The 20776-nt window shown below is 49.9% G+C and carries 22 protein-coding genes and 4 tRNA genes; 16 read left to right on the plus strand and 10 right to left on the minus strand.

Going from position 1 to position 20776, the window contains the following annotated elements; all coding sequences use genetic code 11:
* Positions 1 to 68 precede the first annotated feature (68 nt).
* Together yihG and HZS79_RS02630 are read right to left on the minus strand one after the other, a co-directional pair.
* Positions 69 to 950: a 1-acylglycerol-3-phosphate O-acyltransferase, YihG family gene (yihG, locus tag HZS79_RS02625; RefSeq protein WP_179926968.1), complete on the minus strand. Its 882-nt coding sequence runs from the start codon at positions 948 to 950 to the stop codon at positions 69 to 71.
* A gap of 129 nt (positions 951 to 1079) precedes the next feature.
* Entirely contained in the window at positions 1080 to 1973 is an 894-nt protein-coding gene (locus HZS79_RS02630) for a LysR family transcriptional regulator (RefSeq protein WP_179926969.1), read from the minus strand.
* A 149-nt stretch (positions 1974 to 2122) separates the two neighbouring features.
* Between HZS79_RS02630 and HZS79_RS02635 the strand changes: the two genes are divergently transcribed.
* Positions 2123 to 2821: a CoA transferase subunit A gene (locus HZS79_RS02635; RefSeq protein ID WP_162217394.1), complete on the plus strand. Its 699-nt coding sequence runs from the start codon at positions 2123 to 2125 to the stop codon at positions 2819 to 2821.
* Between the two features lie 50 nt (positions 2822 to 2871).
* Positions 2872 to 3537, plus strand: a complete 666-nt coding sequence (locus HZS79_RS02640) for a CoA transferase subunit B (protein WP_162217393.1) — start codon at positions 2872 to 2874, stop codon at positions 3535 to 3537.
* 25 nt (positions 3538 to 3562) lie between these two features.
* Here HZS79_RS02640 and HZS79_RS02645 read toward each other — a convergent pair whose 3' ends face one another.
* Together HZS79_RS02645 and HZS79_RS02650 are read right to left on the minus strand one after the other, a co-directional pair.
* Positions 3563 to 4330 (minus strand): VOC family protein, encoded by a 768-nt coding sequence (locus HZS79_RS02645; protein ID WP_162217392.1) that lies wholly within the window; start codon positions 4328 to 4330, stop codon positions 3563 to 3565.
* Between the two features lie 110 nt (positions 4331 to 4440).
* Positions 4441 to 4704 carry a GrxA family glutaredoxin gene (locus tag HZS79_RS02650; protein ID WP_179926970.1) on the minus strand — a complete coding sequence of 88 codons (264 nt, stop codon included), beginning with the start codon at positions 4702 to 4704 and terminating at the stop codon, positions 4441 to 4443.
* A gap of 143 nt (positions 4705 to 4847) precedes the next feature.
* Here HZS79_RS02650 and hybE point away from each other — a divergent pair, with 143 nt between their 5' ends.
* Both hybE and HZS79_RS02660 read left to right on the plus strand, forming a co-directional pair.
* Positions 4848 to 5288 (plus strand): [NiFe]-hydrogenase assembly chaperone HybE, encoded by a 441-nt coding sequence (gene hybE / locus HZS79_RS02655; protein WP_162217390.1) that lies wholly within the window; start codon positions 4848 to 4850, stop codon positions 5286 to 5288.
* A 78-nt stretch (positions 5289 to 5366) separates the two neighbouring features.
* A complete protein-coding gene (locus HZS79_RS02660; protein ID WP_162217389.1) occupies positions 5367 to 6140 on the plus strand; it encodes a 3-hydroxybutyrate dehydrogenase in 774 nt (257 codons plus the stop codon).
* A 59-nt stretch (positions 6141 to 6199) separates the two neighbouring features.
* Here the strand turns inward: HZS79_RS02660 and HZS79_RS02665 are convergent, their stop codons facing one another.
* From HZS79_RS02665 to HZS79_RS02675, 3 genes are read right to left on the minus strand one after another with little or no spacing between them, the layout of a single operon-like run.
* Entirely contained in the window at positions 6200 to 6739 is a 540-nt protein-coding gene (locus HZS79_RS02665) for a response regulator transcription factor (RefSeq protein ID WP_162217388.1), read from the minus strand.
* A 50-nt stretch (positions 6740 to 6789) separates the two neighbouring features.
* On the minus strand, positions 6790 to 8064 hold the full coding sequence (locus HZS79_RS02670) for an ATP-binding protein (protein ID WP_162217387.1): 1275 nt from the start codon (positions 8062 to 8064) through the stop codon (positions 6790 to 6792).
* 7 nt (positions 8065 to 8071) lie between these two features.
* On the minus strand, positions 8072 to 8488 hold the full coding sequence (locus HZS79_RS02675; RefSeq protein ID WP_162217386.1) for a hypothetical protein: 417 nt from the start codon (positions 8486 to 8488) through the stop codon (positions 8072 to 8074).
* A 149-nt stretch (positions 8489 to 8637) separates the two neighbouring features.
* Here HZS79_RS02675 and pyrC point away from each other — a divergent pair, with 149 nt between their 5' ends.
* Positions 8638 to 9675: a dihydroorotase gene (gene pyrC, locus HZS79_RS02680; protein ID WP_162217385.1), complete on the plus strand. Its 1038-nt coding sequence runs from the start codon at positions 8638 to 8640 to the stop codon at positions 9673 to 9675.
* Between the two features lie 111 nt (positions 9676 to 9786).
* Here the strand turns inward: pyrC and mtnN are convergent, their stop codons facing one another.
* A complete protein-coding gene (gene mtnN / locus HZS79_RS02685; RefSeq protein WP_162217384.1) occupies positions 9787 to 10494 on the minus strand; it encodes a 5'-methylthioadenosine/S-adenosylhomocysteine nucleosidase in 708 nt (235 codons plus the stop codon).
* 41 nt (positions 10495 to 10535) lie between these two features.
* Positions 10536 to 11402, minus strand: a complete 867-nt coding sequence (gene folD / locus HZS79_RS02690) for a bifunctional methylenetetrahydrofolate dehydrogenase/methenyltetrahydrofolate cyclohydrolase FolD (RefSeq protein WP_179926971.1) — start codon at positions 11400 to 11402, stop codon at positions 10536 to 10538.
* A gap of 325 nt (positions 11403 to 11727) precedes the next feature.
* Between folD and HZS79_RS02695 the strand changes: the two genes are divergently transcribed.
* The 8 genes from HZS79_RS02695 (at position 11728) to HZS79_RS02730 (ending at position 16962) form a co-directional block, all read left to right on the plus strand.
* Positions 11728 to 11804 (plus strand) — tRNA-Pro (locus tag HZS79_RS02695).
* 92 nt (positions 11805 to 11896) lie between these two features.
* A tRNA-Arg gene (locus HZS79_RS02700) sits at positions 11897 to 11973 on the plus strand.
* Between the two features lie 56 nt (positions 11974 to 12029).
* A tRNA-His gene (locus HZS79_RS02705) sits at positions 12030 to 12104 on the plus strand.
* A gap of 33 nt (positions 12105 to 12137) precedes the next feature.
* Positions 12138 to 12212, plus strand: a tRNA-His gene (locus tag HZS79_RS02710).
* Positions 12213 to 12730: 518 nt separating this feature from the next.
* Complete coding sequence (locus HZS79_RS02715) at positions 12731 to 13972, plus strand: NAD(P)/FAD-dependent oxidoreductase (protein ID WP_179926972.1); 1242 nt, start codon at positions 12731 to 12733, stop codon at positions 13970 to 13972.
* A 91-nt stretch (positions 13973 to 14063) separates the two neighbouring features.
* On the plus strand, positions 14064 to 14273 hold the full coding sequence (locus tag HZS79_RS02720; RefSeq protein WP_162217381.1) for a putative motility protein: 210 nt from the start codon (positions 14064 to 14066) through the stop codon (positions 14271 to 14273).
* Between the two features lie 274 nt (positions 14274 to 14547).
* Positions 14548 to 16137 (plus strand): peptide chain release factor 3, encoded by a 1590-nt coding sequence (locus HZS79_RS02725; protein ID WP_162217380.1) that lies wholly within the window; start codon positions 14548 to 14550, stop codon positions 16135 to 16137.
* A 33-nt stretch (positions 16138 to 16170) separates the two neighbouring features.
* Positions 16171 to 16962, plus strand: a complete 792-nt coding sequence (locus HZS79_RS02730) for a TatD family hydrolase (protein ID WP_162217379.1) — start codon at positions 16171 to 16173, stop codon at positions 16960 to 16962.
* Here the strand turns inward: HZS79_RS02730 and ygfZ are convergent.
* Positions 16959 to 17927, minus strand: coding sequence for a CAF17-like 4Fe-4S cluster assembly/insertion protein YgfZ (ygfZ, locus tag HZS79_RS02735; RefSeq protein ID WP_179926973.1), 969 nt, complete (start codon positions 17925 to 17927; stop codon positions 16959 to 16961). The two genes, HZS79_RS02730 and ygfZ, sit on opposite strands and share 4 nt — an antisense overlap.
* A gap of 178 nt (positions 17928 to 18105) precedes the next feature.
* Here ygfZ and HZS79_RS02740 point away from each other — a divergent pair, with 178 nt between their 5' ends.
* Genes HZS79_RS02740 through uvrB form a run of 3 tightly spaced genes read left to right on the plus strand, consistent with a single transcriptional unit; the run spans position 18106 to position 20775 of the window.
* Entirely contained in the window at positions 18106 to 18303 is a 198-nt protein-coding gene (locus tag HZS79_RS02740) for a hypothetical protein (protein ID WP_179926974.1), read from the plus strand.
* Positions 18303 to 18710: an OsmC family protein gene (locus HZS79_RS02745; protein WP_179926975.1), complete on the plus strand. Its 408-nt coding sequence runs from the start codon at positions 18303 to 18305 to the stop codon at positions 18708 to 18710. Before HZS79_RS02740 ends, HZS79_RS02745 begins: the two co-directional genes overlap by 1 nt.
* 40 nt (positions 18711 to 18750) lie before the next feature.
* Positions 18751 to 20775, plus strand: a complete 2025-nt coding sequence (uvrB, locus tag HZS79_RS02750) for an excinuclease ABC subunit UvrB (RefSeq protein ID WP_179926976.1) — start codon at positions 18751 to 18753, stop codon at positions 20773 to 20775.
* Position 20776 lies beyond the last annotated feature (1 nt).

Genomic DNA, 20776 nt, shown 5'->3' on the forward strand with positions numbered 1-20776 from the left:
GCTAGAAGAGGGTGAACCAGCACAACCAGCTAACAGGCTGGAAAACAAGCAAATCACCAGCCAGTGGACTAGTCGTGATCGGTTCGCTTGGCCAGCAAGGCGTCTTTTTCGTGCCAGAGTGAATTGATCCATGCGTGGAAACGTTCCTTGTGCTGCTGTTCTTCGTGATAGTTGGCTTCGTTCATCCACTGTGGAATGGCGAGCTGCCTTGCTTCAAGAGTAATGGGGGCCTCTTTCCCACACAGGAAGCCCCAAAAAGTCGGTGATGGATTTTGGTAACTGATCGTCACGTCTAGAATACCATCTAATTTATCGCCTAGCAGGCTCAATACCTGTGACACGCCGCCGGCTTTGGGCTTAAGCAGATGCTGAAAAGGACTATGTTGCATTTCCCTTTTGGCGACGGTAAATCGGGTCCCTTCGACAAAGTTAAAAATAGCGATGGGGGCATTACGAGCTTGGCGACAAATCCGCTCCGTTGCTGCGCGGTCAACGCTAGCAAGCTTTGGATTTTGGGCAATCTGTTCGCGGCTGAAACGACGCATAAAAGGGAATTCTAATGCCCAGAATGCCAATCCGACGATAGGAATCCAAATTAATTGTTGTTTCAGAAAAAAACGCGGCATAGGTATGCGGCGATGCAAAGCCATAAATAGAATGAAAATATCTGTCCAACTACGGTGGTTTGAAATAACTAACCACCACTGTTGTGGGCTGAGCGACGCGGGTGTAGTGATAGAGACTTCTGGTTTTAGCCAGCGTCGCATCCACCATAAGTTGGCCCCAACCCAGTTGAGCGCAACACTACATAGGCCCTTTAATATCCACTGCTTTGGACGGTGCCCTGGGGTGATAACTTTTAATAATGTTAACAAGATAAGCGGCACGCCCCAGAAAAGCGTTGTAAGCGTCAGCAACAGGAGACTGACAATTCCTTTGGCAGTAGACATACCCGACTTCCTTATACAAATCGTCAGGCAACATTGTATCGTTTCAGTGCCGCAACGCTAGCGAAATGCATCAAATTCGCGCTGTTACTGCCTTGTATATCACGCTTTTTCAGCTATTTGTAGGTCAGCTCACGCGTTTAAAAAAGGCGTTTTGATCTGCTCAATTAGTACTGAGCGCAGCGCCTGAGCGGCGACGGACAGCTCTTGCTGCGTCAGAATTCCAACCCGACATGTAATGCTAGGTGCGGTTAAAGGAATGCAGCGAGCGCCGAGCTGGTGCATTTGCTGAATGCACATGGAGGGAACTGCGCTGACACCTAACCCGTCCGCTACCATTCGACCAACCGTCGACAGCTGGTGGCTCTCAAATGCTACGGGCAACTCAATATGTTGCTTAGCAAGCTCCTGCTCCAGCAGTCTTCGCACCATGGATGGACGTTGCAAGGTAATGAAGTCATGTTGTAGTAACGTTTCCCATGTAAGCGTGTTGGCCTGGGTCAGCGACGACTGAGGCGGAACAACGGCAATAAACTGATCTTCAAAAAGGGGGGTGAATATTAAGCTACCTGCTCCCTCTGGTGAAAACGCAATGCCGATTTCTACTTGTCGCGAACGCACCATGTCGATGACATCTTCGTTGATGACATCGTGAACAGTGATATTGATTTTCGGGTGCTGGCGGCGGAATGTAACTAAGACTCCAGGCAGTAAATTACATGCAAAAGAGGGCATGGCTGCTACGCTTAAACGGCCAAGCTGCAACGTAAATCGCTGGCGCAGGCGCTCTTCGGTATTGTCCCACTGAGCAAGCAAGTGTTTTGCCAGTGGTAAAAGTGATTCACCCTCAGGCGTGAGCTGAACGCTCCGAGTGCTGCGTATCAACAGTTTTCCGCCTAACGAGTCCTCAAGCCCCTTGATAGCCAAACTGAGCGCTGGTTGTGAAAGGTGCAAGCGCTCACAGGCCTGGGTAAAACTAAGGGTTTGAGCGACGGCAAGAAAAGCACGGAGTTGTTTCACAGTCATGGCGACTCTTTAATAATTTTTTTATATAAATTGATAAGAAAAACAAACTTAACAAATATATCATCTAGTACAACACTGGCAATACCCGATCTGATCGCACGCATGACAACGCGTTCAACGTACCACCGATAATAATGCGAGGCATAACAATGGCAGGATTCGACAAGCGTGTAGCTTCCTACGAGGAAGCAATGGAAGGTATCGAAAGCGGTATGACCGTTATTGCTGGCGGCTTTGGCCTCTGTGGTATTCCGGAAAATTTGATTGCTGAAATTAAACGCCGAGCAGTGACAGATTTAACGGTCGTTTCCAATAACTGTGGCGTTGATGGTTTTGGTCTGGGGGTACTGCTCGAAGATCGTCAGATTCGTAAAATTCTTGCTTCTTATGTGGGTGAGAATGCAATGTTTGAACAGCAAATGTTGAATGACGAAATTGAAGTTGTTCTCACGCCGCAAGGTACGCTAGCAGAGAAAATGCGCGCAGGTGGCGCGGGTATCCCTGCATTTTATACCGCTACAGGTTACGGCACGCCCATCGGTGAGGGGAAAGAAGTTCGTGAATTTAACGGCCGCCACTATATTTTAGAAGAAGCCATTACGGGTGACTTTGCGATTGTGAAAGGCTGGAAGGCTGACCGTTATGGCAACGTTATGTATCGCCATACAGCGCAAAACTTTAATCCTATGGCAGCAACCGCCGGTAAAATTACCGTGGTGGAAGTTGAGGAGATTGTTGAACCAGGCGAACTAGAGCCTAGCCAGATCCATACGCCAGGCATTTACGTGGATCGTATTATTCAGGGCTCATTCGAGAAGCGAATCGAGAAACGCACGGTACGCAGCTGATCGCTTTTTTTGGTTTAGATATTATTTTCTCAATATAAGAGGTATTCACCATGGCTTTAACTCGTGAGCAAATGGCACAGCGCGTTGCGCGTGAACTTGAAGATGGCTTCTACGTCAACTTAGGTATTGGGATCCCCACCTTGGTGGCTAATTACGTTCCCGATGGCATTGACGTTATGCTGCAGTCTGAAAATGGGCTGTTGGGAATGGGGCGCTTTCCCACAGAAGAAGAAGTTGATGCCGATATGATTAATGCGGGTAAACAGACGGTGACCGCTCGACCGGGCGCAGCCATTTTTTCATCGGCGGAGTCGTTTGCCATGATTCGCGGCGGTCATGTGGATTTGACCGTGTTGGGTGCGTTTGAAGTGGATCAAGAGGGCAATATCGCTTCGTGGATGGTTCCAGGCAAACTTATTAAGGGCATGGGCGGCGCCATGGACCTGGTCGCTGGCGCAGAAAATATTATCTGCACCATGACCCATGCATCGAAACACGGTGAATCCAAGCTGTTGGAAAAATGCACGTTACCTCTGACAGGTGCTGGCTGCATTAACCGTGTATTGACCGATCTTGCTTATTTAGAGATCAAAGATGGTGCGTTTATCCTGAAAGAGCGTGCGCCGGGCGTCAGTGTTGAAGAAATTGTTGAAAAAACGTCCGGTAGGTTGATCGTACCTGATCACGTTCCTGAAATGACCTTCGAAGCCGAGTAGTCATGTTTGGCGTGAGCAGACATGCTCACGCCATCTCGCAGCGGGTGTGTGAAGGGAGTAGTACCTCAGCAATTCGTTCGTGATCATCCGCTATATGTTTTTGCACAAGTGCTAAGCCGCCTAGACAAAGTCGATGTTCGTCGCCTTCACCAAAGACAATTTTTTGCGGCATGGCAGGGTAAAACCGATGTTCAAGCAGCGATGATACCGTAAATACGCCATTTTGCTGTCCTTCGAAGCTAGGCAGTCCACATGCTTCAAGTTGGCTATGTAGTGTATCCAGAGTTTCACCGATGGCTAAGCAGTTAAAGCCTGCATGATGCAGCCTTGGACCCATTACTGATAGCCAGGCAGCTAAGGGATGTTCCTGCTGTAGCTGTGTGTAAAGTGTCCATGATGGCATCGGCCAAGGGCGCCCTCGGCAAAGCAAATTGTGTCCTTTGCAATCTTCAGGGTGGCTTTGTAAGACTAGATGAGTCAGTGCTTCACGAGGCAGTTTGGGTAGCGTTCCAAGCTGTAACTCCGCTAACACTAACCAACTGCTGCCATCGCTAGGCGCTAACAGGTGGATTAAAATACCTTTGTCGGCCATCGCGTATTGGCCTGTTAATCGGTAGCCCATGTGGGCAAGATTGACACTTAAGGTGCTAGCCGAAAAAGGCCCATAATTTAAGGTGACTAAGGTCAGATACTCGGCGGATGTATCCATTGGCCATAATCTAAGCCCACCTATGTCTGGGTGAGTATGTATGTAGTCCAGCCAGAGTTGTTGAACAAACTCCTCTCGTTGCATAGGAATGCCCTCGCCGCCTAATCTAACGTTGTTTGAAATGCGTGTTATTAGTATAGGCAAGCGAAGAGCTGGTCGTTCAACGGGGATAAACGGCGATTTTAACGCCTGAACTAAGAGGCTAATAGCTGCCTTTCGCGTACGAAATGGTCAAACTCTGTATAGCCGCCTATGTGTTGTTGATCAACAAATACTTGCGGAACAGTATGGATCGGCTTGCCCGCTGTCTTCGCGATATCCTCTTTGGTGACCCCCTCAGAGGGCATGTCAACATAGCGATAACCTTCAATTTTTCCGCTACTTTCTAAGTGATCAGCGAGATGTTTCGCACGAACACAGAAAGGGCATGACATGCGCCCAAAAATAACCACAAACATCGTAAATACTCCTTTAGCCAAGTCATGATTGTCAGGGGTGAGTCGACCATTGTGGCGTAACATGCTGACGTTCGCCAATAGTGCCACGCTACATGGCCTATTTACCCTTATTATGGAGCAGACTGGATAAGTAAGGAGAACTCATGCAAACACTCACCGCTCAAGAGTATGCAAATTTAACTGAGCTGGCGAAGCAGTATCGCGACGTGCATATGCGTTCGATGAAGGGTATTAGCTATTTCAATCCTCGTCTTGGCTTCGACGCGCTCTGTTTTGAGCATGTTGAGCAGGGTGGAGCTGCTTCACTCATGGTGGGCGCGCTAATAACGCCCTGTGCTATGTGGTTGGTCGCTTTGCCTAGCGACGTCTCCCTAAACGAGCCTCTGGCCAATACCCTGGCGCTTGACCTGCCTTCAGGGCGCTACTTACTTAATTACGAACTACTCATTGGCGGTAGTGAGCTTTACAAACGTCTCATCCTCGAAGACCTAAGTGATTTGGAAAGTATGCAGGAAGCTGCCCGTCTGGCCCAGCGTATGATGGTGCAGATAATGGCGTCTAATGAGACTCAAGGGATCGAGTAAGCAGAAAAAATATCGCTTACCTATACTCATTACCGCTTGCTCGATAAATAGATGTAACTCAAACGAAAGGAATTTTGCATGGCTATTGAAACAGCGTCTACTTCTCGTGTTGTCGTCGTCACTGGTACCAGCAGCGGTATTGGTGCCGCTGTGGTGCAGCACTTTTGTGAAATGGGGCATCAAGTGCTTGCGGTAGATTTCAATCCGGCCGGTAAAGAGGTCGCTGAGGCAGCAGGTGCGGCATTTTACCAGGGAGATCTAACCAATCCCGACGCATGCCGTGGGGCAATTGCCGATGCAGTCAAACGGTTTGGTGGTGTCGATATTCTAGTGAATAATGCAGGAATTCAACATGTCGCCTCTATTGAGACATTCCCCGAAGACAAGTGGCGGCAAATTATTGATTTGATGTTGACGGCGCCTTTTTTGCTAACTCAGGCGGCATGGCCTTATATGCGCCAAAAAGGCTGGGGGCGTGTAATTAATATCGCTTCTGTTCATGCGCAAGTGGCTTCGCCAGGCAAGTCGGCCTACATCAGCGCTAAGCACGGCATGATTGGTTTAACGAAAACCGCTGCGTTAGAAGGGGGAGAGCAGGGGATTACGGCCAATACTATTTGTCCGGCGTATGTGAAAACACCGCTGGTAGATAATCAGATCGCTGACCAGGCAAAGCTGCATGGCATGGAAGAGCAAGAGGTAATTGAAAAAATCATGCTGAAAAATGCAGCCGTTAAACGCTTGATCGAACCTTCCGAAGTTGCTCAGTTGGTTGCTTATTTGGCGTCAGATGCTGCAGGTGCTGTGACGGGCTCGAGCTGGAATATTGATTTGGGGTGGACGGCTCAGTAAGGCAGGTTGCTTAAGTGAATCTCGTCCTTTGCGCTGTCTTAGCGCAAAGGGCGTGAAGACTAGCGACGTACTGGGCGCTTTTGCAATTTACGCTGTAAAGTTCGCCGATGCATACCTAATGCTCTTGCTGTCGCTGAAATATTTCCATCATGCTCTTGTAGCACTTTCTGGATATGTTCCCAGGTAATTCGGTTAATCGAGGGTGGGTTGTCGGCCAGTTCAATATTGGGGTCACCATTTTGATGTTCAAATGCGGCGATAACATCGTCAGCATCCGCCGGTTTGCATAAATAGTTAATGGCTCCCAGCTTAATGGCTTCTACCGCGGTGGCGATGCTTGAGTATCCCGTCAACACCACGATACGGCAATTTGGTACGCTTGTTAGCAATTCTGGTAGCAGTTTTAGCCCAGAGCTGTGTTCAAGTTTTAGATCAAGTGTCGCCATGGTGGGCATGAACTGAGCGGCCAATGCAAGCGCTTGATCAGCATCATTAGCCACTTTCACTTCAAAACCACGCCGAGTAAGTGCTCTGCTTAATACGTGGCAAAACATTTCATCATCGTCAACGATTAACAGGCGTTGGTCTTGCATGTGCATGATGTCCTCGATTTTCTGGCAAGTGCCGCGCTCTTATTAACTGCTCTCTATTACTTATCAGGGGCGGAGCAGAGCGGTAGCGTCACTTCTGTTAGCGTGCCACCTTCTGGGTGATTGTACAGGCTTACCCCGCCACCGAAACGATTAATAGTGGCATGTGTTAAAAACAGCCCGATTCCCATGCCTTTGCTTTTAGTAGAAATAAACGTGTCACCTAACTGGTCCGCAATCGACATGGCAATGCCGGGGCCGTGGTCGCGTATATCGATCACAACGCTTTCATCTTGCCAATCTAAGCGAATAGCAATCTGCTCTGGATTGGCATCGGCAGCATTGTTAAGCAAGTTGGTAAGCGCCTGATCCAGTGTGGCATCTACTGCCAGCCAGGGGCGCCCCCGTCTCTCTGCAACATCAAAACAGTGGCTAACATCAGGTCGGATGACTAGCCAGCGTTGGACGACACCTGCCAGCCACACTTGCGCATCGAGTACCTCGGGCTCTGCCATTCTACGACGGTCAGCACTTGTTACCAGGTGCTGGAGACGTGATTTACAGACATCCACTTGCTGGCGAAGTATTGCGATATCTTGCTGTAAGGAAGAGCCGTTGGGGGCGTCTTCCTGCATTTCATTTAACAGCACTGCCATGGTTGAAAGCGGCGTGCCAAGCTCGTGGGCAGTACCCGCTGCCTGGGTGGCGACTGCCAGCACTTGTTCATTGCGTAACGCTGCTTCACGGGTGCGTGATAGTGCTTTGTCCCGATTACGTAGGGCATGGGCCATTTTATAGATAAAAAACGTGACTAAGCCTGCGGATAGGCCGAAGTTCAGCCACATACCTAATACGTGCAGGCTTAGCGGGCCATCACTATTAATATGACCTAGTTGTGGTATCGGGTGATAAAAGAACATTAGGAAGGTGTAGCCTGCCATTGCGCAGCCGGCAATGATCCAGGCATGTCGCCATGGTAACGTCGCGGCAGCAATGGTGACCGGCACCAAATAATACGTAATAAATGGATTTGTTGAGCCACCCGAAAAGTAAAACAGCAGTGTCAAACCAGCAATATCCGCCAGTAAGTGAGCAAGGTACTCAACGTGATTAACGGCTCTTGGCCTACCTAGCCGCCACCACGTAGCAATATTGAGCATGCCCATGGCGATCACAACACTGACCACCGCCGTCACTGGCAAATCAAAGGCGAGCAGTTCAATGCCGACAATAATCGCCAGTAAGAAGCCCGTCCATGTGATGCCACGAACAATGGTTAGCCTAACGAGATTGCGGTTTGGTGTTGAAAGTGGAAGAGGCAGGGCAGTAGGCATAAGGTGCTTATTTACTCGATGTTTTAACGCTGTGAAAAATAAACTTAATAAACAGCGTCATGACAAAGGTCATCCATCCAGCAGAGGCCAGTAGATTGAATAACAGTATTTTGGGCGGCAGCCAGGCGGCACCTAGCAAGGCCTCTAGCATGATATGAAAAAACATAGCGAGCAGGAGGGGGAGGGCAAGCGTATGAATCCACATGTCGGTGCGCCGTTTGCGGATATGGTAACGCTTTAATAAGTAGCGCATTGGGCGATGAGCCCAACTAATTAGGACTAGCGCGCCAACGATGAATAGCGCTGCCAGCGTAGGTTCAGTACTGCCTATAAACATCGAAATCGAAATCGACCAGGCCAGCCCTAGCCATATTAATCCTTCGATACTGGCGATAATGTCCGCATATCGACGCACATTCTGCATAAAAAATTAAATCCTTGATCTTACAAAGTGTCGTCATGATACGACACTTGAGGAAGGCTGTGGGGTGGATCGGGAGATTTATCCCTTACTCGTATTGGGTATACTGTATGGACCCTTCTTACTTGACTCATTTCTGCACAGGACTTGCCGTGGAATCTATTACGCTGACTCGCCCCGATGATTGGCATCTTCATTTACGTGATGATGAAGCGCTTAGCGCCGTGGTGGGCCATACTGCTGCCCAAATGGGGCGCGCCATCATTATGCCAAATCTTAAGCCGCCGGTAACCACCACTGCTCAAGCACTGGAATATCGGCAGCGAATCTTAGCAGCGTTGCCCGAAGGCAGCACCTTTGAACCGCTTATGACGCTTTATTTAACGGATACTACACCACCAGAAGAAATAGAACGTGCTGCAGAAAGTGGTGTGGTCAAAGCCGTTAAGCTCTATCCCGCTGGGGCAACGACTAACTCTGCCTCCGGCGTAACCGATATTGCTCATTGCGATGACACGATCGCAATGTTGGCGAAAGTGGGCATGCCGCTGTTGGTACATGGCGAAGTGACCGACCATGAGATTGATATTTTTGATCGTGAAGCGGTGTTCATCGAGCGAGTGATGAAACCGCTATTAGCTCGACACCCTAACCTGAAAGTCGTGTTTGAACATATTACTACCCAGCAGGCAGCAGAGTTTGTCGCGACAGCGCCTGATAATATTGCTGCCACGATTACGGCTCACCACCTGCTGTTTAACCGCAATAAAATGCTGGCTGGCGGCATTCGCCCGCACTATTACTGCTTGCCTATTTTAAAGCGTGAGCAGCACCGTCAGGCGTTGTTAAAAGCGGCGACCAGTGGCAGCCCTAAATTCTTTTTGGGCACCGACAGTGCACCCCATGCCCAAGGTGATAAAGAGTCTAGCTGCGGCTGTGCAGGGGCGTATACAGCACCTGCTGCCATTGAACTATATGCAGCAGCATTCGAGGAAATGGACGCCTTGGACAAGTTAGAAGCGTTTGCCAGCCTAAACGGGCCGCGTTTTTATGGGTTGCCGACTAATGCGGAGAGCGTCACTTTGGAGCGTCGTTCATGGAGTCTGCCAGCGCATTACCCCTATTCGGCTGGCCAGCATATCATTCCATTAATGGCGGGTGAGAGCTTGGACTGGAAGCTGAAAGTGTAGCCCGGCTTATTGGTTAGCAGATAAAAAACGGAGCTCAATTGGCTCCGTTTTTTTTATAAAGCGGTAAGCGCGATTGCTTAAGTTTATTGCTTAGGACCTGCTTTTTAAGATCTATTTCTTTCCAAGCTCGATCAGCATCTGATCCACCATCCGTGATGAGTGGTCAGCCGCGACGTCTAGAAATTGCTCGAATGAAAGATGGTTATCACCACTGCCTGGTATATCAGAAAGCGCGCGAATGACCACAAATGGGCAATCGTAGAGATGACATGTTTGCGCAATAGCAGCGCCCTCCATCTCTACAGCTAACATGGTTGGGAACTGTTCACGGGTAGTCGTGACACGTACGGGGTCGGCCATAAAGGCATCGCCCGTGGCGATGAGTCCTTCACGTACGTTAACTTCGCCTAGTGCCGCAATGGCATTGCGGGCGATATCACGTAGTTGCTTGTCTGCTTGGTAGGCGGCGGGCATTCCAGGCACTTGACCAAGCTCATAGCCAAACACCACTGCATCAACATCGTGGTGGCGTACTTCATCGGAGATGATAACGTCGCCAATGTTAAGATCTGTCGCAAAGCCACCGGCAGAACCTGTGTTGATGATTGCATCAGGCTGATGGCGCTCAAGCAAGATCGTGGTGCCCACCGCCGCGTTAACTTTACCAATCCCAGACTGCAGAACAATAACCTCTAAGCCGTGACGTGTGCCTGTATAAAACACGAATCCAGCATGCTCGTAGCGTTCAGCGCCTTCTAATTGGCCCGCCAGTATGTTCACTTCCTGCGCCATCGCGCCGATGATTCCAATACGTCGCACTGGTATTTACTCCTTAAGAAAACGTTATCTGCTGGCGTGCGCTACTGATCTTGGCCTTTATCGTGGCGTTCAGCGGCTTCTAGGGTGTTTTCAAGCAGCGTAGCGACGGTCATTGGCCCAACACCGCCTGGCACCGGCGTAATGAAACTGGCGCGCTCTGCAGCGGCTTTAAAATCAACGTCGCCAGTGAGCGTGCCATTTTCTTGGCGATTGATACCAACGTCAATCACGATAGCGCCAGGTTTAATCCACTCCCCTTTAACAATGCCAGGTTTGCCGACAGCCACAACAACTAAGTCAGCACGGCGCACATGGGACTCAAGCTGTTGGGTAAAACGGTGGCATACCGTCGTGGTACAGCCCGCTAGCATTAGCTCGAGGGCCATCGGGCGGCCAACAATGTTGGAAGCACCCACAACAGTGGCATCCAAACCTCTTACGGCGATACCGCTTTGGGCTAGCATGGTCATAATACCTTTAGGCGTGCAGGGCCTAAGTGAGGGCATGCGCTGTGCCAGCCGACCAATGTTGTAAGGGTGGAAGCCGTCGACGTCTTTATCTGGACGAATTCGCTCAAGAATAGGGCGAGAATCTAAGTGCTCTGGCAACGGCAGTTGAACAAGAATGCCGTCAACCGTTGCATCGTCGTTCAACTGATCGACCAGCGCTTCTAACTCTTGCTGCTGCGTATTGGCCGGTAGTGCATGTTGAAAGGAGTGTATGCCTGCTTGTTCACAGGCGCGATGCTTGTTACTGACATATACATGAGAGGCTGGGTCTTCCCCGACCACAACAACGGCTAGTCCTGGTGCCCGCACGCCGACTTTCTGGCGTGCGCTTATTTTCTCGGCAACTTGCTGTCGGACATTAGCGGCGATGGCTTTGCCATCGATAAGTTGGGCGGTCATGTAATAGAATCCCTGTGAAGGTTAGAAGCGAAGCTGAGTGACTATGTCTGGGTCGTAGTTGAGATATGAGATGTTGGCACTTGGGTATCGTACTGAGTTCCTGCACACCAGTACCTACACCTCTATCTTGATAACTCAGCACCATAAGTAGCGTGCCTGAGCCCAGGAGGTCACGGGCTTTCGAGAAAGGCTGATTTTCGCACGCTAGGGCGACAAGGCAAAGCTTCTAACGAATCAATCACTTTAGGTGTTGACTTTAAACTCAGAAATAGTAATATATGCCTCGCTTGAGACGGGACATGCAGCAGCGTCTAAGGTAAGAAATCGGGATGTAGCGCAGTCTGGTAGCGCGCCTGCTTTGGGAGCAGGATGTCGGGGGTTCGAATCCCTCCATCCCGACCACATACCTAGCGCGGAAGGTAGTAACTTGCTTTTCCAAACATTGGTTGTGGTCAAGTGCTCATCAGTATTCAGTCTCTTAGAATGCTTTATGTGCGCCCATAGCTCAACCGGATAGAGCAACGGCCTTCTAAGCCGTAGGTTGCGGGTTCGAGTCCTGCTGGGCGTGCCATTAAAGCTTTTAATGGACGCATTCGGTAAGGCAAGCAAGTCAGTACCTCATCAATGGTGGATGTAGCTCAGTGGTAGAGCCCCGGATTGTGGCTCCGGTGGTCGTGGGTTCGATCCCCATCATCCACCCCATTTGATGGTTCGTACTACCAGTTTTAGGTTGTGGTGGATGTAGCTCAGTGGTAGAGCCCCGGATTGTGGCTCCGGTGGTCGTGGGTTCGATCCCCATCATCCACCCCATTAACCTTGTTAATTTCAAATATTTTGTTCTATTCTTCCTCTTTTATTAATCCTTTATTATATCTTAAATCAAGCTGACTTATGTTCGGCCTTTTTGTGTTTTAGCAGTTCGTGTTTTAAACGTCTTCCTCACTGATTTGCTATGCAAGCCTTTCCTAGGTGTTGCTTTTGATTTATTGCCCGCCAGATGAATTCCCCCCACACTTGATAACTACTGCGGATTTTTTCCTAGGCTTCCTATCGCGATGCCGCCTCAACAGCCGTGCAAGCTTGCGCTTGATGCGCCGCTCAAAAAGGTTTTAGTAAGAGCGCTAGCGCATTTTGGTGATCTTAATGACGCAGATAGTGAAGTCATCCGTATTGGTCGTGATTGCGATATTTATTGCTGATATTTGGTCTTAAAACAGTTTTTTGAACTATGTTAAAGCTGTTTATTTGGTGATATTTTTCAGTAAGTTATTTGTTGAAAACAATCATCTGAACTGTGATCAGTATTTTCTTCCAGGGAGTGCAACACAATGGCGCGTCAAACGGTGGTTTTAGGGGCAGGTATGGTCGGTGTCAGCATTGCTTGGCACCTGCAGCAGCGTGGTCATCAAGTAACGCTGGTTGATCGCCGCCAACCGGGCCGTGAAACCTCTTTCGGCAATGCCGGTATTATTCAGCGGGAAGCTGTGCGTCCTTATCCTTTTCCGCGAGATATGAAGACAATTTTGAGCGTGCTGCCAAATAACCGTGTCGATATTCGCTATCGGCCTGCGGGAATGATTAATGCTGCATCGCCATTATTGAGTTATTGGCACAACTCCTCTAGCCGACTGTATAAAAAAATTGTGCCTGAGTATGCGTCACTGATACAGCTCTGTTTGAAAACGCATGCGCCAATGATTGAAGCCGCTAATGCCGATCACTTAGTTCGCCGAGAAGGCTGGCTAGAGATTTATCGCACACCCGAAGAACTAGCTAAGCGTGTAAAAGAAGCGCAAGACGCCCGCGATAATTTTGGTGTTCAGTTTGATGTCTTGGACCGTGAGGCATTAGCCGCCAAAGAACCTGATTTAAGCAGCGATATTATTGGTGCTATTCACTGGCTTGACCCTTGGACCGTAGCGGATCCAGGTGGTTTAGTTGCCGCTTATGCTGACGCGTTTAGTCAGTCAGGTGGACGTATTTTGCAAACGGATATTCAGAGTGTTCGTCAGCAGGGTGAGCGTTGGCATATTGAGACTGCTGCAGAAAGTTTAGAAGTCGATGAGGTGGTTGTTGCGTTAGGCCCTTGGGCGGGTGATTGGCTTAAGGGGCTGGGCTACCATTTCCCGACCTTTGTTAAGCGTGGCTATCATATGCACTACGCCACACAGCCTTCTACAAAGCTTAATTATTGGTTAATGGATGCAGAGGTGGGTTATTTGCTTGCTCCCATGAATGCCGGAGTGCGCTTGACCACAGGGGCTGAGCTAGATCGCCTGGAGTCACCGGCAGATGAAAAGCAGTTAGTTGCCGCGGAGAAGATTGCGCGTAAGATTTTCCCCCTTGGTGAGCGTCGTGATGAGGCTGCATGGAAAGGCGCGCGGCCATGCTTGCCTGATATGAAGCCTGTGATTGGGCCGGCGCCTAAGCACCGTGGTTTGTGGTTAGCCTTTGGACACGGGCATCAAGGGTTTACCCTTGGTCCGGCCACTGGGCAGTTGCTGGCAGATATGATGGAAGGTAAGCCGACAGAAATCGATATGGCACCTTTCAGGGCTGACCGTTTTTAATGCGCTTGCTAAGTATTTAATGGGAGGTGTTTGGTGGTATAGCATGGTCTTTGCTATGTTGGGGGCACATACCGCAACTGTGAGGTGAAAAATGGATGTTGCCGTAAGCAACGCGGTGAGCACCGCCCTTTATATGAACCAGGCGCAAACTGCTGAGCAGGCACAAATGCAGCTTTTCAAGCAGTCTCTTGATATGCAAGCACAGCAAGTATCAGAAGTGCTTGCTTCTGCTGATATAGGTGCTGAGCCTGACCTTACACAAGAGGGGAGTGTGGGAACGCAAATTAACACCTTCGCTTAGTCAAGCAGAAACCAGCACTGCTACTGCTAATCAACGCGACAAAGAAGCGCCGACCAGCTCGGCGCTTTTTCATATGTTTAGCTAAGCTTTCTTCGCGATTTTCCTAGTGACTTGGCTGGCCTTTCTTTTTAATTAGACAAGTGGCCATCTTCTTGATCACCCCTTTGGTATCCATGGTATGCCGCACTAGCCTAGTTGCGTTAACATATGCCTATGTGAACGCCGTATAAGGCGCTACTCCAGCCATCACGTTGTACTATTTTCAGAGAGCTCCATGTCTGACGCTAAATTAGCGCGCGAAGCAGAACTGCGCCGTACCTTTGCGATTATTTCGCACCCCGACGCTGGTAAAACCACCATCACCGAAAAAATGCTGTTGTTCGGAAATGCGATCCAGTTAGCAGGCTCTGTTAAGAGCAAGCGTAATGATCGTCATGCGACATCAGATTGGATGAAGATGGAGCAAGAGCGTGGGATCTCGGTCACAACGTCGGTGATGCAGTTCCCCTATGGCGGACGTATCGTAAACCTGCTGGATACCCCGGGCCACGAGGACTTTTCCGAAGATACTTACCGTACCTTAACCGCGGTCGATTCCGCGTTAATGGTGATTGATGGGGCGAAAGGTGTTGAGGATCGTACCATCAAGCTGATGGAAGTGTGCCGTTTGCGCACGACGCCTATACTTACGTTCATCAACAAGATGGATCGCGATATTCGCGATCCCATCGAAGTAATGGACGAGGTGGAAAACGTGCTAAACATCCAGTGCGCGCCAATGACATGGCCGATTGGCATGGGACGGCACTTTAGAGGTGTTTACCATCTCTATAACGATGTCATTCATCTTTATACCCAAGGGCAAGGCAGTCGTATTCCTGACGACAAGCGTATTGAAGGGTTGGATAGCCCTGAGGTAGATGCTGTGCTTGGCGAAGAGCAGGCTGAAGAGCTGCGTATGGAAGTTGAGTTGGTGCGTGGTGCCTCCCATGAGTTTGACCTTGATGCCTATCGTCGTGGTGAGCTGTCGCCCGTGTATTTTGGTACCGCAATGGGTAATTTTGGCGTGCGGGAAATGATGGATGGGTTTGTAGAGTATGCGCCCCCCCCCCAGCCACGTGAGACAAATACCCGCGAAGTAACCGCTCAAGATGACCGCTTTACCGGCTTCGTATTTAAAATCCAGGCGAATATGGACCCCAATCATCGTGACCGCATTGCCTTTTTGCGCGTGTGTTCCGGTAAGTACGAAAAGAATATGAAGATGCGCCATGTACGGATAGGTAAAGATGTGAAAATTGCCGATGCCCTAACGTTTATGGCGTCAGACCGCTCTCAGGTCGAAGAAGCATGGCCAGGCGATATTATCGGCTTGCACAACCACGGCACGATTCAGATCGGCGATACCTTCACGGTCGGTGAGGATATGCGCTTTACCGGCATTCCCCACTTTGCGCCAGAGTTGTTCAAGCGCGTCCGTTTAAAAGATCCGCTAAAAATGAAAGCGCTCCAAAAAGGGCTTCAACAGCTCTCTGAAGAGGGCGCTACTCAGGTCTTTATGCCGATGGACAACAATGACCTGATCTTAGGAGCTGTTGGTACGCTTCAGTTTGATGTGGTGGCCCACCGGTTGAAGGAAGAGTACAAAGTTGACTGCTTATATGAAGGGGTCAATGTACAAACGGCACGCTGGGTCTATTGCGAAGACGCGAAGATGTTAGAAGAGTTTAAGCGCAAAGCCAGCTCCAACCTTGCCATCGATGGTGGCGGTTATCTCACCTATATTGCACCAACGCGGGTCAATTTGCAGATGACCCAAGAGCGCTGGCCGGATATTCGTTTCCAGCCCACTCGCGAGCACTGATCTAGCTTTCCTTGCTATGTTGGCTTCCTGACTATGTTGATTGATGCCCACTGCCACCTGGACTTTACGGCGTTTGATGATGATCGCGATGCGGTTATCGAAAATGCCAAGGCGGTGGGTGTTGAACACTTTGTCGTGCCAGCAACGACACGTTCTCAATGGCCGAATGTGTTGGCGCTGGGCGCACGTACGGATGTAAGCCTGTGTGTCGGTTTACACCCTTATTTTATTGATCAGCACTCTGATCAAGATTTAGTCGCCCTGGAACAGCTATTAGCAGAGCAGGAACCCTCGACGGGGAAGCGTTTTGTGGCAGTGGGTGAGTGTGGGATCGATGGTCGTTTTACGGAAACGTTAGATAAACAGTGGGTCTACTTCGATGCACAGCTCCGTTTAGCTGAACAGTTTGGTCTGCCTATTGTAGTGCACTGCGTAAAAGCCAATGACCAGGTAAGTAAACGGCTCCGCCAGCTGGCGCTTCCCCGCGGCGGGCTCATCCACGCGTTCTCAGGTTCGTATGAGCAGGCCGCTAAGTTTCTTGATCTAGGCTATACCCTTGGCCTAGGTGGTGCGGTTACCTATGAGCGTGCAAAGCGCCTTCGTGATGTGGTGTCACGCTTACCCGGCAATGGCTTTGTGCTGGAGACTGATAGCCCCGATATGCCGCTTAGCGGCTATCAGGGCCAGCGTAATGAGCCAGGCAGGGTGGAGAAGGTGGGGCGCATGGTGGCAGAGCTGCGTTGTCAGCCATTTGAACAAATAGCAGCACAGAGCAGTGCAAATGCTATTCGGTTATTTCAACTCACACATTTCAATTCCCACTAGGCGGTTAGGCTGCTGGCCAGTTGTTCAGGGTCCAGACGCTCAATGGCATAGGGAAGGTCACAGAGTGTTATCGGGTGCCCCTGCCAATAGAGTGGGATTAGCGCTTCAATGGCTTTAGTACTTGCGACGGCAAGCAGTTCAATTTGCTGATCGCCGCTAAATGCGCTGCTAACAACTTCACCGACCGCTTTATCCTGCCCATCCACTAACGTGTCACCGACCTGGGGTAAGCTGTCAGCAGTGGCCGTGACGCGCACTAAACGTTTCTTTACTTGGCCACGGAAATGCGCCCGTGCAACAACTTCTTGTCCTGTGTAGCAGCCTTTCTTAAAGCTAATCCCACCTAGAGCTTCCCAATTCAACATTTGTGGTAGGAAGTGATCTTGTTGTGGGGCTGTTAACCACGCCAAGCCACTGCGAATATCTTCTAATAGCCACGTATTAAGTGCGTCTTCATCGTCGTTTAGCTCAGCGGCATAATGCTCAGCGGGGCTCTCTACACTGATTAGCCAACGCCCTTGGCCGGGTAGGCGCAGAGCTGTCGCTTGGGAATTGGTGTGATGGGTGTAAGGTTGCTCGGGGAGTGACAAGCCAAACGCTTGAGCAGCCTCGTTGGCACTTTCGCTGGCGCCTAGGATGATCATTGATGATTGAGCCTGCAATTCGACGCGATAAAAAGCGGCAAATTTAGCTAAATGAGTAGCAAGCATATCGATCAGTGACGTACTTAGCAGTAGCCTGTAATGCCCATTACTGATTTTCAGCAGTTGCGCATTGGCCAGCATTCTTCCCTTTGGTGTACAAAAGCAGGTAAGCGGTGCGAAAAAGCCATTGGCTAAACTAACCTGAGCGCTTGTTTGCCCTTGTAGGAATTTTTCAGCATCTGCACCTTTGATATCCAATGCGGCGAGTTGAGGCAAACGGACGCAGCCGTTCATCTTGAGTAGCAAAGAAGCAGTCGCCATATAAACTCCATAAGAGAAAGATAGGGTAAACGTAACGTAATCGTATTTGTCTCAAAGGTGCGGGCACTGTCTGCAGATTGCAAGGGCGCTAGCGCATGCTAGACTTCTGCGTCTGTATCAGTTTTGCATAGCTTTCAGTAGCGTACTGACTTAAACCCAGCGTAGGAAAGGGCAAAAAATGGCATATCAATCACTAACGTTTCAAGGTGTCACAACGACCGATCAGGTGAATAAGATAACCACGGCGCTGATGATGCTGGATGGCGTCGATAGCGCTGAAGTAGGGCGCTACGGTGCCGAGGTAGAGGGGCGAACTAAGCGTGAAACGCTGATAAAAGCTGTCGAGAAGTTAAACCTCGGTATAAAGGTATCCTGATGCATAAACCGATTACCATTATCAGTGAGCGCAACCATACATTTCGACAGCGTATCGAAGTGAACGGTCTGGAAGATTTGTATGGTGACGTCCCGCCTGTAGTAGGCGGTGACGGCAGTGCACCTGACCCGCATGACTACTTTGATATCGCATTGGGCACCTGCAAAGCGATCACCGTGCAAATGTATGCCAAGCGTAAAGAGTGGCCTCTCGAAGGTATCACCGTTAAAGTGCAGCGCGATGATAGTGAGGAAAGAAAAGGTATTTATAAGCTCGCCGTTATACTTACGCTACATGGCATCGATAACCCTGAGCAGCGCGCAAGACTCGAAGATATTAGCCATCGCTGCCCGATACAGCGGTTGATGACCCAGGCAACGGTAGAAATTTCCACGTTTACTGAGTAGCACATTTTCCTTTTATGTACTTTCCTTTAAAGGGGGCACGATGAGTAAGGAATTCCGGCTACAGTCCAAGTTTAAGCCTGCTGGCGATCAACCCGCCGCTATTCGCAGCCTGATAGGCGGGCTTGAGTCGGGGCTTGCCCATCAGACGCTCTTAGGGGTGACCGGCTCCGGCAAAACATTCACCATGGCTAACATAGTGGAGCAGCTTCAACGGCCCACTATCGTGATGGCGCCCAATAAAACGCTAGCCGCGCAGCTCTACGGTGAGTTTAAGTCGTTTTTTCCGGATAACGCGGTGGAGTATTTCGTTTCTTATTACGACTACTACCAGCCGGAAGCCTATGTTCCTTCTTCGGATACCTTTATTGAGAAAGATGCCTCAATAAATGACCATATCGAGCAAATGCGCTTATCCGCTACCAAAGCACTGTTGGAACGGCGTGATGCGCTTATCGTTGTTTCGGTATCTGCGATCTATGGTCTTGGTGATCCCGATCAGTATCTTAAAATGCGGCTGCACTTCACCCGGGGTGAGTTGATAGATCAACGAGCCTTTTTGCGCCGTTTAGCCGAACTGCAATATACCCGCAACGATATGGATTTCCGCCGGGGCACCTATCGGGTGCGTGGTGATGTCATCGATATTTTTCCCGCAGACTCTGACGAAGAAGCGGTGCGGGTAGAGTTGTTTGACAATGAAGTTGATTCTATTCGTCTGTTTGATCCACTAACAGGCGAAGTGCGTAGTCACGTGCCGCGTATGACCATCTATCCTAAGTCGCACTATGTCACACCGCGAGAAACCATTTTAGGCGCTATTGACGCAATCAAAGCAGAGCTTAAGGAGCGTCTTGAGTGGATGCGCAAACATGAACGCCTAGTTGAGGCTCAGCGATTAGAGCAGCGAACGCTTTACGATATTGAGATGATGCTGGAGCTTGGTTACTGCAACGGCATTGAGAACTACTCTCGCTATCTGTCTGGGCGCGCCCCTGGTGAGCCACCGCCAACCTTCTTCGACTATCTGCCAGATGATGCGCTGCTGTTTATTGATGAGTCACATGTGAGTGTGCCCCAGGTGGGGGGGATGTATAAGGGCGACCGCTCTCGGAAAGAGACACTTGTTGAGTATGGTTTCCGACTTCCCTCTGCACTCGACAATCGCCCCATGAAGTTTGAAGAGTGGGAGTCCATTTGCCCCCAGACTATTTTTGTTTCCGCCACGCCAAGCAAGTATGAAGCCGAGCATGCGAGTCAAATTGTCGAGCAGGTGGTGCGTCCAACTGGACTCCTGGACCCAGAAATAGAAGTTCGTCCTGCCAGCACCCAAGTTGATGATCTGCTCTCTGAGATCGGTTTACGTACCGCCGTAGGCGAGCGCGTGTTAGTCACTACCCTGACAAAGCGTATGGCGGAGGATCTCACCGATTACTTCGATGAACACGGCATTCGCGTGCGTTACTTACATTCGGATATTGATACCGTTGAGCGGGTTGAAATTATTCGCGACCTGCGCCTTGGCAAGTTCGATGTTTTGGTGGGTATCAACCTGCTTCGAGAGGGCTTAGACATTCCCGAAGTATCGCTTGTTGCCATCTTGGATGCGGATAAAGAAGGCTTCTTACGCGCTGAGCGTTCGCTGATTCAAACTATTGGTCGTGCGGCCCGCAACGCCCACGGTAAAGCTATTTTATATGGCGATAGAATCACCGACTCTATGCGTAAAGCGATAGATGAAACTGAGCGTCGCCGTACAAAGCAAGTGGCTCACAACGAGAAGCATGGCATCACACCCACCACGGTCACGCGTTCCGTGGCCGATATACTGGAAGCCGCGCAAACTCCAGGGAAAAAGAGCAATCGCCGGCGCGGTTCAGAACGTAAGGTGGCTGAAGCACCTGGCAATTACGATTTGGCGAACATGAGCCAGCATGACTTTTTATCAGCCATTAGTAAGTTAGAAGATGCCATGTTCGAAGCGGCGCAAAATCTCGAGTTTGAAGAAGCCGCGCGGTTACGTGACCAGCTTCATCAAATGAAAGAAAAGCAGCTGGCGCTAGGGTAGA

Source organism: Vreelandella zhaodongensis, from assembly GCF_013415115.1.
In the GTDB taxonomy this organism is placed as follows: Bacteria; Pseudomonadota; Gammaproteobacteria; order Pseudomonadales; family Halomonadaceae; genus Vreelandella; species Vreelandella zhaodongensis.

Excerpts from the sequence above, each read along its gene's own strand:
- yihG (WP_179926968.1), bottom strand. The coding sequence starts at position 950 with ATGTCTACTGCCAAAGGAATTGTCAGTCTCCTGTTGCTGACGCTTACA.
- HZS79_RS02630 (WP_179926969.1), bottom strand. The coding sequence starts at position 1,973 with ATGACTGTGAAACAACTCCGTGCTTTTCTTGCCGTCGCTCAAACCCTT.
- HZS79_RS02635 (WP_162217394.1), top strand. The coding sequence starts at position 2,123 with ATGGCAGGATTCGACAAGCGTGTAGCTTCCTACGAGGAAGCAATGGAA.
- HZS79_RS02640 (WP_162217393.1), top strand. The coding sequence starts at position 2,872 with ATGGCTTTAACTCGTGAGCAAATGGCACAGCGCGTTGCGCGTGAACTT.
- HZS79_RS02645 (WP_162217392.1), bottom strand. The coding sequence starts at position 4,330 with ATGCAACGAGAGGAGTTTGTTCAACAACTCTGGCTGGACTACATACAT.
- HZS79_RS02650 (WP_179926970.1), bottom strand. The coding sequence starts at position 4,704 with ATGTTTGTGGTTATTTTTGGGCGCATGTCATGCCCTTTCTGTGTTCGT.
- hybE (WP_162217390.1), top strand. The coding sequence starts at position 4,848 with ATGCAAACACTCACCGCTCAAGAGTATGCAAATTTAACTGAGCTGGCG.
- HZS79_RS02660 (WP_162217389.1), top strand. The coding sequence starts at position 5,367 with ATGGCTATTGAAACAGCGTCTACTTCTCGTGTTGTCGTCGTCACTGGT.
- HZS79_RS02665 (WP_162217388.1), bottom strand. The coding sequence starts at position 6,739 with ATGCACATGCAAGACCAACGCCTGTTAATCGTTGACGATGATGAAATG.
- HZS79_RS02670 (WP_162217387.1), bottom strand. The coding sequence starts at position 8,064 with ATGCCTACTGCCCTGCCTCTTCCACTTTCAACACCAAACCGCAATCTC.
- HZS79_RS02675 (WP_162217386.1), bottom strand. The coding sequence starts at position 8,488 with ATGCAGAATGTGCGTCGATATGCGGACATTATCGCCAGTATCGAAGGA.
- folD (WP_179926971.1), bottom strand. The coding sequence starts at position 11,402 with ATGACCGCCCAACTTATCGATGGCAAAGCCATCGCCGCTAATGTCCGA.
- HZS79_RS02715 (WP_179926972.1), top strand. The coding sequence starts at position 12,731 with ATGGCGCGTCAAACGGTGGTTTTAGGGGCAGGTATGGTCGGTGTCAGC.
- HZS79_RS02720 (WP_162217381.1), top strand. The coding sequence starts at position 14,064 with ATGGATGTTGCCGTAAGCAACGCGGTGAGCACCGCCCTTTATATGAAC.
- HZS79_RS02725 (WP_162217380.1), top strand. The coding sequence starts at position 14,548 with ATGTCTGACGCTAAATTAGCGCGCGAAGCAGAACTGCGCCGTACCTTT.
- HZS79_RS02730 (WP_162217379.1), top strand. The coding sequence starts at position 16,171 with ATGTTGATTGATGCCCACTGCCACCTGGACTTTACGGCGTTTGATGAT.
- ygfZ (WP_179926973.1), bottom strand. The coding sequence starts at position 17,927 with ATGGCGACTGCTTCTTTGCTACTCAAGATGAACGGCTGCGTCCGTTTG.
- HZS79_RS02740 (WP_179926974.1), top strand. The coding sequence starts at position 18,106 with ATGGCATATCAATCACTAACGTTTCAAGGTGTCACAACGACCGATCAG.
- HZS79_RS02745 (WP_179926975.1), top strand. The coding sequence starts at position 18,303 with ATGCATAAACCGATTACCATTATCAGTGAGCGCAACCATACATTTCGA.
- uvrB (WP_179926976.1), top strand. The coding sequence starts at position 18,751 with ATGAGTAAGGAATTCCGGCTACAGTCCAAGTTTAAGCCTGCTGGCGAT.